The sequence below is a fragment of the Acidocella sp. genome (assembly GCF_013044125.1).
In the GTDB taxonomy this organism is placed as follows: domain Bacteria; phylum Pseudomonadota; class Alphaproteobacteria; order Acetobacterales; family Acetobacteraceae; genus Acidocella.
The window spans coordinates 1-8,258 of sequence record NZ_JABEVC010000196.1 but is presented as its reverse complement, the minus strand read 5'-3'; the positions used below and the strand labels follow the sequence as shown (position 1 = coordinate 8,258).

Annotated in this window: 9 protein-coding genes and 1 pseudogene; 6 read left to right on the top strand and 4 right to left on the bottom strand. The window is 64.4% G+C overall.

The features are described 5' to 3' along the window. Both HKL97_RS12010 and HKL97_RS12005 read left to right on the top strand, forming a co-directional pair. Window positions 1-844, top strand: a pseudogene (locus HKL97_RS12010) (acetyl-CoA carboxylase biotin carboxylase subunit); the annotation flags it as partial. A gap of 8 nt (window positions 845-852) precedes the next feature. Further along, on the top strand, window positions 853-1,167 hold the full coding sequence (locus HKL97_RS12005; RefSeq protein WP_291425650.1) for a DUF167 domain-containing protein: 315 nt from the start codon (window positions 853-855) through the stop codon (window positions 1,165-1,167). Here HKL97_RS12005 and HKL97_RS12000 read toward each other — a convergent pair. The 3 genes from HKL97_RS12000 to HKL97_RS11990 form a co-directional block, all read right to left on the bottom strand. Then, the gene (locus tag HKL97_RS12000; protein ID WP_291425648.1) at window positions 1,153-1,737 is read right to left on the bottom strand and encodes a hypothetical protein; all 585 of its coding nucleotides are present in this window, start codon (window positions 1,735-1,737) and stop codon (window positions 1,153-1,155) included. The genes HKL97_RS12005 and HKL97_RS12000 overlap by 15 nt on opposite strands. Further along, window positions 1,734-2,399: a leucyl/phenylalanyl-tRNA--protein transferase gene (gene aat / locus HKL97_RS11995; protein WP_291425646.1), complete on the bottom strand. Its 666-nt coding sequence runs from the start codon at window positions 2,397-2,399 to the stop codon at window positions 1,734-1,736. Before aat ends, HKL97_RS12000 begins: the two co-directional genes overlap by 4 nt. Window positions 2,400-2,614: 215 nt before the next feature. Continuing rightward, complete coding sequence (locus HKL97_RS11990) at window positions 2,615-2,806, bottom strand: hypothetical protein (RefSeq protein WP_291425644.1); 192 nt, start codon at window positions 2,804-2,806, stop codon at window positions 2,615-2,617. A gap of 139 nt (window positions 2,807-2,945) precedes the next feature. Between HKL97_RS11990 and HKL97_RS11985 the strand changes: the two genes are divergently transcribed. Both HKL97_RS11985 and HKL97_RS11980 read left to right on the top strand, forming a co-directional pair. Then, entirely contained in the window at window positions 2,946-4,337 is a 1,392-nt protein-coding gene (locus tag HKL97_RS11985) for a short-chain fatty acyl-CoA regulator family protein (RefSeq protein ID WP_291425642.1), read from the top strand. Between the two features lie 72 nt (window positions 4,338-4,409). Then, window positions 4,410-5,381: an MBL fold metallo-hydrolase gene (locus HKL97_RS11980; RefSeq protein ID WP_291425640.1), complete on the top strand. Its 972-nt coding sequence runs from the start codon at window positions 4,410-4,412 to the stop codon at window positions 5,379-5,381. Here the strand turns inward: HKL97_RS11980 and nth are convergent. Continuing rightward, window positions 5,371-6,009: an endonuclease III gene (gene nth, locus HKL97_RS11975; RefSeq protein WP_291425652.1), complete on the bottom strand. Its 639-nt coding sequence runs from the start codon at window positions 6,007-6,009 to the stop codon at window positions 5,371-5,373. The genes HKL97_RS11980 and nth overlap by 11 nt on opposite strands. A 53-nt stretch (window positions 6,010-6,062) precedes the next feature. On the opposite strand from nth, the gene HKL97_RS11970 reads away from it, so the two are divergent. Beyond that, a complete protein-coding gene (locus HKL97_RS11970) occupies window positions 6,063-6,578 on the top strand; it encodes a DUF2244 domain-containing protein (RefSeq protein ID WP_291425638.1) in 516 nt (171 codons plus the stop codon). 81 nt (window positions 6,579-6,659) lie between these two features. Continuing rightward, complete coding sequence (locus HKL97_RS11965; protein ID WP_408821094.1) at window positions 6,660-8,159, top strand: Ppx/GppA family phosphatase; 1,500 nt, start codon at window positions 6,660-6,662, stop codon at window positions 8,157-8,159. Window positions 8,160-8,258 lie beyond the last annotated feature (99 nt).

Here is an 8,258-nt window from a genome sequence, read left to right as displayed (position 1 = left end):
GGGCATGAAGGTGGCCTACAGCGCCGATGAGCTGGCCGCGGCCTTCCATGAGGCCCGCGCCGAGGCGGGGGCGGCGTTTGGCAACAATGCCGTGTACATGGAAAAATACCTGGACAAGCCGCGCCATATCGAATTGCAGATTCTGGCTGATAACCACGGCGCCGTGGTGCATATCGGCGAGCGGGACTGCTCGTTGCAGCGGCGCCACCAGAAGGTGCTGGAAGAGGCGGGCAGCCCGGCTATCACCATCGCGCAGCGCGACGAGCTGGGCGCCACGGTGACCAGGGCGCTGAAGAAAATCGGCTACCGCAACGCTGGAACGCTGGAATTTCTGTACCAGGACGAGCAGTTCTCCTTCATCGAGATGAACACCCGTTTGCAGGTGGAGCATCCGGTCTCGGAGATGATCTCGGGGCTGGATCTGGTGCATGAGCAGATCCGCATCGCCGCTGGGGAGCCGCTGGGCTACGGCCAGAAGGATATCCACCTCGCGGGCCATGCCATCGAGTGCCGGATCACCGCCGAGGACCCGGAAACCTTTGCGCCATCGCCCGGAACGGTGGTGATGTATCATCCGCCCGGCGGGCTTGGCGTGCGCGTCGACTCCGCACTCTATGCCGGTTATCGCGTGCCGCCGCATTATGACAGTCTGATCGCCAAGCTGATCAGCTATGGGCGCACGCGCGATGAGGCGATTGCCCGCATGCGCCGCGCGTTGCGGGAATTTGTCATCACCGGGATCAAGACCACGATTCCGCTGCATGAGAAGATTTTGGAGGCGCCGGAGTTCATCGATGGCGATTACACGATCCACTGGCTGGAGCGCTTTGTCGCCGGGCAATAGGCTGGGCGTTGCGCTTCTGGCTTGAAACGGCGGCCGGGTTGATCGTGGCGGTGAAGGCGCATCCCGGTGCGAAGCGGGTGAGCGTCGGCCCGGTGATTGCCGCCGCCCCAATTCCCGGCTGGCCGCAAGCGCGGTTGCGGATTTCGGTCGCCGCCCCGCCCGAGGATGGGCGGGCCAACGAGGCGATTATTCAAGCCCTGGCGGATTGGTTGCACATCAAGCCCGCGGCCATTACCCAGGAGGCTGGAACCACCGCGCGGGATAAAAAATTCCGCATCGCCGGTGCGGCGGCCGGCGATTTTGCAGAGTTATTGCGGCTGTAGAAGCGCCTGCAGGGCCCCTGGCGGGAGGGTTAAGTCGGAAAATCCCGCGGGCGGGGCAAAATCCTGCGCCGGTTGCGGGGCGTAGGCGACGGACAGCGCGGTTACCTCGGCTGAACCGTGTTCATCATGCCCGGCGAAATGCAGCACCACGCCATCGGGCGTGATGCAGGCGGTGCCCGAGCCATGGGCGTTGAGCACCAGGTATTTCCGGCAGGCCATGCCGGCATAATGCCCTGAGCCCAGCGGGGTGAACTGGGCGCCGCCGGCGGTGGAGATTTCCTGCGTCAGGGCAGAGAAATCGGGCGCCTGCACGATGGCGTGCAAGGCGGGCACCACCACCTGCGCCTGGCCCGAGGGCAGGTTGGCCAGGATATAGATGCCCTGCGCGGGGTTTTCGACCCGCGCCAGCTCTTGCGCGGCATCGTAATTCAGCAGGTAGTTTTGTGCCGCGCGGCCGGGCGCATCCAGCTCATAGGTGATGGCGACATCGCGGGTGGGCAGAAACGCGGGCGTTGCCAGGGCAGGGCCTGCGGCCAGCAGCGCGGGGAGTACGAAGGGCAAAATTTTCATGGCGATTCTTTCCTCATGGCGTCTATTTCGCGCAGCAATACGGCAGGATCAGGGCTGGCGATGAAGCGCGCGGGAGTTTCCGCCGCTTGCGCGAGCAAGGCGTGATAGGCGGTGCGCGTAATCTCGACGGCGCCGAAGCGGGCCAGGTGGGTGGTGATGAACTGTGTATCCAACAGGGTGAAGCCGCCCAGGCGCAGCCGCGCGAGCAGATGCACCAGCGCCACTTTGGAGGCGTCCGTCGCGGTGGAGAACATGCTTTCGCCGAAAAAAGCGCCGCCCAGGCTGGCGCCGTACAGCCCGCCAACCAGCGTGCCGTTCTCCCAGGTCTCCACGCTATGGGCGAAGCCGAGGTGGAACAGCGCGATGAAGAGCCGCTCGATCTCCTGGTTGATCCAGGTCTCCGGCCGTTTCTCCCGTGCGGCGGCGCAGGCGGCGATGGTGCCGGGGAAATCAACATCCGCCGTGACGGTGAATTTGCCGCTGCGCAGGGTTTTCATCAGGCTGCGGGGCAGATGGAACTTATCCAGCGGCAGCACGCCGCGCGTCTCGGGGTCGAGCCAGTGCAAAGTCTGGCTCTCGCGCGATTCAGCCATGGGGAACAGCCCCAGCCGGTAGGCGCGGAGCAGCAGGTCTGGGGTGAGGATGAATGGCCGGGCAGGCATGGGCGCAGGTTGCCATGATTTCTCCGCGGCGGGAAACCCGGAAAGAAAAAGGCAATAAAAAACCCTGGGAGTAATGACCCAGGGGTGTTCGCGGACGTTTCCTGAACAGGCTGCGCTTATGCGCTTCTTTGTTTATTGTTATTGATATTTGAGGGTGATTCGTCCCCCAGGTCAAGCCCGTTTGTGGCGGGCAGGCCCGGGGGCGCGAAATTATTTCAGCGTTCCGGGGAGGACATCGCCCAGGCATGGGCATGGACCAGGCCGTCGTCATAATCCTGGGCGGGCGCCGTGGCCTTGCGTTCACGCGATTCGCGGGCCCAGCCGTGGGAATGCACCAGGCCGTCATCATAGTCATGGCCCTGCATGGTTGCGATGGAGGTTTTGGTGGTGATTGTTTGGGTCTGCATGGCGGGTCTCCTGGGTCGGCTGTGAATTGGCGTAACCCAGTTAATAATTTACAATGCACAGTGAAGCATAGCGAAAACTCGGCCTGAACCCTCGAAATAAGTGTTTAACTTTACTGTAAAATTTTGCTATGTGTAAATTATGTCAAAAACTGCCATTGGTAAAACCATCCGCCGCCTGCGCATGGAGCAGGGGTATTCCCAACAAGGCTTGGCGCAAAAACTAGGAATTTCAACGAGTTATCTTAATCTCGTTGAGCATGACCAGCGCAATGTCACCGCCTCGCTGTTGTTCAAGCTGACGGATATTCTGCATGTTGACCTTGCGGCGCTCTCCGGCGTGCAGGAGCGCGAGTTCGAGGTGGCGTTGCGCGAAGTGTTCGCCGACCCGCAACTGGCCATAGAGCCGGTGCCCGAGGCCGAGATTCAGGCGCTGGCGGCGGCGCCCAACGGCGCGCGGGCGATTCTGGCGCTGCATCGCGCCCTGGCCGGGGCACGCGAGGAGTCCTCGGGCATCACCTTGCCGTCGGGGCGCAAGATCATGCTGCCCAATGAGGAGGTGCGGGACTTCTTTCATGACCATGAGAACCATTTTCCGGCGCTGGAGGCCGCCGCCGAGGTTATCAACGAGACCCTGAACGCGCAGACCATCGGCAGCAGCCACGCGCTGGCAGAGCGGTTGCGCCAGGTGCATGGGCTGATTGTGCGGGTGCAGCCGCTGCCCGGCGCGCTGCGGGTGTTTGACGCCAAAGCCCGGCTGCTCACGCTCTCGGAGGATCTGCCGCGCGAGAGCCGCGGCTTCCAGATGGCGTTCCAGCTTGCCTTGCTGGAGGCGCGCGATGCGATCGAGCCGATCATCAAAGGCGCCAACCCGTCCTCGCGCGATGCCACGGAGCTGTTGCGCATCGGCCTGCTCAATTACATCACCGGCGCGATCCTGATGCCCTATGACGCCTTTTTGGAGACCGCGCGCCAGCTGCGCTACGATGTGGACGCCATCGCGGCGCGTTTTGGCGTGAGCTACGAGCAGGCATGCCACCGGCTCTCCACCTTGCAGCGCAATGGCGCGCGCGGCGTGCCGTTCTTCTTTTTGCGGGTGGACCCGGCGGGCAATGTCAGCAAGCGCTTCTCGGCCGCCGGTTTTCCCTTCATGCGCTTTGGCGGCACCTGCCCGCGCTGGATTGTCCATTCCGCCTTCGCCACGCCGGGGACCATCCGCGTGCAGGTAGCGCAGCTTTCAGCCACGGAGACATTTTTGTGCTTTGCCCGTGCCATCGCCGGCCGGCCCGCGCGCTGGGGCGAGCCGCCGCCGGTGCGCGTTGTGGCCATGGGCTGCGATGTCAGCCATGCCGGGGAGCTGGTTTATGGCGATGGGCTGGACCTGGCCACCGCGGCGGTGGGCATTGGCCTCTCCTGCCGGTTGTGCGAGCGCCAGGATTGCCGCTCGCGCGCGTTTCCGCCGCTTGCGCACCGGCTCAGCATCGACCCGCTGACCACCAGCGCCAGCCCTTACAGGTTCGAGGCGAAGAAATAGCCGGCCGGCGCGTCTCCCTGCGCCCGGCAAGGCACTGGTTTTAATCCGCCGGACGCGCACCAGATAAGCGCCATGTCCTATCCCATCTCAGACCATTACGACGGCAGGCGTTTCTTCAATCCCGAGCCCACGGCCCGCGCCGCCGATGGCCGGCGGTTGAGCTTTTTCAGTATTCTGCGCGCGCGGCTGCGCAGAAACCCGGAGACCTGGGCCAACTGGCCCGGGCATGTTGAGAACAATCACCATCCCGTTCCCGCGGCTGAGCCGCCCACCGTCAGCTTCATCGGCCACAGCACGTTTCTGCTTCGCCTGCCGGGGTTGAGCATTCTAACCGACCCGGTGTTTTCCGCGCGCTGCTCGCCCTCGCAATTCGCCGGGCCAAAGCGTGTCCGCGCGCCGGGAATCGCGCTGCATCATCTGCCGCATGTCGATCTGATTTTGCTGTCGCATAATCATTACGACCATATGGATATCATCTCGCTGCGCAAACTGCGCGCGCGTTTCCCGAAAGTGCATATCGTGACCACGCTGGGCAATGCCATGTATCTGCGCAAAAAGGGAATCTCCGGCGCGGTGGAGTTGGACTGGTGGCAGAGCCACACCCATGGCGAGGCGGTGCTGACCGTGACGCCGGCGCGGCATTTTGCCGCCCGCACCTTGTATGACCGCAACGCGACGCTCTGGGGCGGGATGTTCATTGAACATCAGGACCGGAGAATCTATTTCGCGGGGGACACCGGGGCGACCAAATTCTTTGCTGAAATCCGCGCCCGCCTCGGCGCGCCGGACTTGGCCCTGCTGCCGATCGGCGCCTACGAGCCGCGCTGGTTCATGGGGCCGGTGCATATGAACCCGCAGGACGCTGTGCAGGCCTTCGCGGCGCTGGAGGCGAAGCGGGCCATCGGCATGCATTTCGGCACGTTCCAACTGACCGCCGAGGCGATTGGCGCGCCGGAGCAGGACCTGGCCGCGGCGCGGGAGGAGGCGGGGATTGCGGAGGATTTGTTCTTTACGCTGGATTGCGGCGAGACGATCAGGCTTTGATGGTTTTCTCGCCATAGGTGCAATAGGCCGCGCCGGGGCAGCGCCAGCATTCCGGCGTGCGGGCCTTGCAAACGTAGCGCCCGTGCAGAATCAGCCACAGATGCGCGGGCTTGAGCATGTCCCTGGGGATGCGCTTCAGTAATGCATCCTCCACGGCGCGCGGGGTGCTGCCTGGCGCCAGGCCGGTGCGGTTGCCGAGGCGGAAGATATGCGTGTCCACCGCCATTGCAGGCTGACCGAAAACCTCGTTCAGCACCACGTTGGCGGTTTTGCGGCCCACGCCGGGCAGCGCCTCCAGCGCCACGCGCTCGCCGGGCACCGCGCCGCCATGGCGCTCCAGCAGCTGCTGCGAGAGCAGGGCCACGTTTTTCGCCTTGGCCCGCCACAGGCCTATGGATTGAATCCGCTGCGCGATTCCCGCCTCGCCCAGCGCCACCATGGCCTGCGGGGTGGGGGCATCGGCGAACAGGGTTCTGGTCACGCGGTTGACCGAGACATCAGTGGCCTGGGCCGAGAGTACGACCGCGACCAGCAACTGGTAGGGGGTGGCGTAGTCAAGCTCGGTGCGCGGATTGGCATTGCCGCCGGAAATCGCCTCCAGAAACGCCCGGATGTCAGCCCGTTTCATCATCCTTTGATTTTTTTCCTTGCCCGCGGCCATATCCATACGATTTATGCGGTATGGACGCGCAGACCGCCAGTGCGGGGAGCAAAAATCTGATTTTCGAGGCCGTGATCAAACCTCATCGCAGCCTGTCATACCGCGCCATGTTCATGGTGATGGGGGGGATGATCGCGGTTTCATTGTTGATGACCAGCGAAATGGCGCATCTGGGCGCCTGGCCCGTCATCGGCTTCAACATCGCGGACATGCTCCTGGCGGTTTGCCTGTTCTGGCTGAATATGCGCGCGGCGCGTGAGCGCGAGACGATCAGCCTGAGTGATGAACTGCTGGCGGTCACCCGCACGGATGTGCACGGCCGGCGCACCAGCTTCTCGGTGGCGCCGGACTGGCTGAACGTAGTGCTGGAGGAGCGCCCCGGCACCGTGCCGAAACTGTTGTTTTCCTCGCGCGGCAAGAGCTTTGAGGTGGCGCGCGCGCTAGGCGAAGCGCAGAAGCGCGAACTGGCCGAGGCGCTGAGCCGGGCCATGCACCGTTGGCGCAACCCCCTCTTCGACAACCCGCAATTGCGCTAAGCTCTCCAGGGCCGCCGGTTTTTCATGGAAGCATGACTTAACCGGCGTGTCTAAATCTGCGAGACAGGAGCCATGAACGAGATGACCGCCACCCAATACGCCATCCCCTCCGGATTATCGCGCCGCGCGGTGGTTGATCTCGGGTCCAACTCCGTCCGCCTGGTCATCTATGAGGGGCAGGCGCGCAACCCGGTACAAATTTTTAACGAAAAAGCCGTCATCCGTCTCGCCAAGGGCATGGCCAAAACCGGCCGGCTGGACGAGGCGGCGCTGGAACAGACGGGGACGGTGCTGCGCCGCTACGCCGCCATCGCGCGCGCCATGGGGGCCAGCCCGTTCGATGTGCTGGCGACTTCGGCAGTGCGCGATGCGGAAAATGGGGGAGAATTCGTCCAGCTGATGGCCCAGCGGCTGCCCGATATGCGGATCAATGTGCTGTCGGGCGAGCAGGAGGCCGCACTCTCGGCCGAGGGCGTGCTTTGCGGCATTCCGGGGGCGGATGGCGTGCTGGCTGATCTTGGCGGCGGCTCGCTTGAGCTGGTGCGGCTCGAATCGGGCCGTGTGGGCCAGGCGGCGACGATCCCGGCCGGCGTGATCCGCCTTGCGGACCGCTCCGGCGGCGACTTGCTGAAGGCACGCGCGATCATGACCGCGGAGCTGGAGCGTACGCCCTTCATAGGCGAGGCGGCGGGGCGGGACTTATATCTCTCCGGCGGCGCGTTCCGGGCGCTGGCGCGTATTCACATCGCCCAGACCGGCTACCCGCTGAACATGGTGCATCACTACACCATCGGCCGGGAGGAGGCGCGCGATCTGGCCGGTGTTGTCTCCGAGGCGGGCCGCAAGCTGATCGAGCGTATGCCCGGCGTGCCGCGCCGGCGCATCGAGGATCTGCCCTATGCGGCGGTGATTTTGCGGCGGCTGCTGCGTGCCTCGGGCGTTAACCGCGTGGTGTTTTCCGCCAACGGGCTGCGCGAAGGATGGTTCGCCCGGCTGATGCCGCCCGAAATCCGCGGCGAGGACCCGTTGCTGGCGGCCGGACGCGACCTCACGCGCGGCACCATGCGCGACGCCAGCCTGCCGCCCGAACTCATAAACTGGACCAACCCGCTCTTCCCTGGCGAGACCGGCCCGCAGCGTCGCCTGCGCGAGGCCGCATGCTGGCTCTCCGACATCGGCAGCCATGAGCACCCGGAATACCGCGCCGAACAGGCGTTTTTGCGTGTATTGCGCCAGGCCGGAATCGGGCTGGACCACCATGCCAGAGCTTTTCTCGCGCTGACCATGGCGCTGCGCTACGAAGCGCCGCCCGATGCCGCATTCCTCGCGCCCGCGCGCAGCCTGCTGGACATGCACGCAGCCCGCCGCGCGGAGACCTTGGGCATTGCGCTGCGCCTAGCCTACACGCTCTCGGCTGGGACGCCGCAACTGCTGGCCGGAACCAGCCTCGCCATCGCGCAAGACCGCTTGGTTCTGGGGTTGACGGAGGCCACCGGCGTGTTCGCGGGAGATGCGGTGCTGCGCCGGCTGGACCGGCTGGCGCAGATGCTGGGGGTTGAGGCGGAAACCGAACGGAAATAAGCTCTTATACCAGCTGCCGAATTTTCTGACTCTCCGGGGATTCCCCCGGCGCGGTGAGTTGTGATTCGGTGTTTCCCGTTGATTTGATTGATGGGAGGC